This window comes from Rothia sp. HMSC073B08 (assembly GCF_001812975.1).
Taxonomy (GTDB): Bacteria; Actinomycetota; Actinomycetes; order Actinomycetales; family Micrococcaceae; genus Rothia; species Rothia mucilaginosa.
In genome coordinates this window covers 1-1,431 of the sequence record NZ_KV811043.1, presented here as the reverse complement: position 1 = coordinate 1,431, position 1,431 = coordinate 1, and the positions used below count along the sequence as shown (strand labels likewise).

General features: G+C 40.0%; 2 protein-coding genes. Both read right to left on the bottom strand.

The window, feature by feature from the left end; translation table 11 throughout:
* A partial coding sequence (locus HMPREF2884_RS08950; protein ID WP_141753481.1) for a hypothetical protein occupies positions 1-187 on the bottom strand: 187 nt, incomplete at its 3' end.
* A gap of 159 nt (positions 188-346) precedes the next feature.
* The coding region (locus tag HMPREF2884_RS08945; RefSeq protein ID WP_141752086.1) for a pentapeptide repeat-containing protein at positions 347-1,431 on the bottom strand (1,085 nt) is incomplete at its 5' end.

Sequence of the window (1,431 nt, the reverse complement as noted above, 5' to 3'; positions counted from 1 at the left end):
TCCAACCACACTCAACTCTGAAGAGCCGGTTTACGAGCGTGTACACCCCGCTCAGGCGTGTGGCGGGCTGCCCGTCGAGGAATTGTTCGAGGGCGTGCGTGTAGCGTTCGTGCCGCTCGGCCGGCTGGTTGCGTGCTGGGGTGTTTTTGCGTTGTCGCAGCGCGGTGAAGAGTTTGTTGAGGTTCATGGTGGTGTGCCCTTCCTGCTCCGGTGCTGGCTTATAACCAGCATAGGGGAGGACCCCACTCTTTTAGGCTCTCACCTTGAGATATTTCTCGACATAGAAGCGGAGTATCTCATTAAAATGATTAGCCCTGTCACACTCTGCGTGACAGGGCTAATCATTTTATGCCGGTCCGGCTATTGGGTTATCTGGGTCATCATCAAATAAGTATGACCCAATCGGAATTTTACGTGCCTTTAACGTATTGTCTCGAGGGACTCTGACTTTTTTCCTTCTGCAAGGAACTGAATTCTGGGAAGTTGTGAACCGATGACTTGAATGGACTGTAAATTTTGCATCTTTAAAATCAGGTGACGAATTCTTGAAAAGAATATTTTCAAAATTTGATTCTTCGTAAAAAACTGTCCTAATAAAATCTGCCCCATCATTGAATTCAATATTCTCAAAGTGCAATGTTCCTTCGAATTTTGCATCGGAAAATTCCGCTTTTTCGTTATATTTGGGGCCAGCTAATTTATTGAATACAAAATGCGTATTAGGATGTTGAATAAATGAAGTATCGCCTGTAAATATTGAATCGTAGAAAGATACCTCTTTAGAGAAATAGAGATCTATAAATTCATTGATGCTGCAAAAATTGATATTGGAAAAATCTGCAACTCCATCAAAGCTGGAATTATAAAAACAAGTTTTTTGCTGATTTGTTGTTCCAGAATTTCCAAGAGTAGCCCCATTGAAATAAGATTTATCGGCAAAGGATACGCTTTCAAACTCAGTGTTCTCCGAAACAGTAAGTCCAGAGAAAACGGCTTTATTCTGAAATTTTGTCTTATTATAAAATTTCACAGACTTTAGGAAAGTTGCATCGTTGAATTTTGCCTCGCCATGAAAAACAGCTTTCTCAAAGTGCACATCTGTCTGAAAAATGGTGTCATTAAATAGGGAGTCTTCGTGGAAGTCGACTTCTTTAAAGTAAATCTTATGGGAATTGTTATTCGAATGGGAATGTATGCGTGAAAAATTTGCAGTTTTTTTGAAGTGCGTATTTACAAATTCCGCATCACTCATAAAAGTTTCATTAGGATATTCTATACTTTTGGTGCTAAAATCTGCAATTCCTTTAAAAATGACTGTATTAAATGAAATTTCTTTATGGAACTGTACGTCGTTGAAAGTGGCTTTTTCTCCGAAAACAGTTTTTATATCGCCTTGGGCGGAGAAGTTGGCTTCTCCGTTGAAGGTTACTT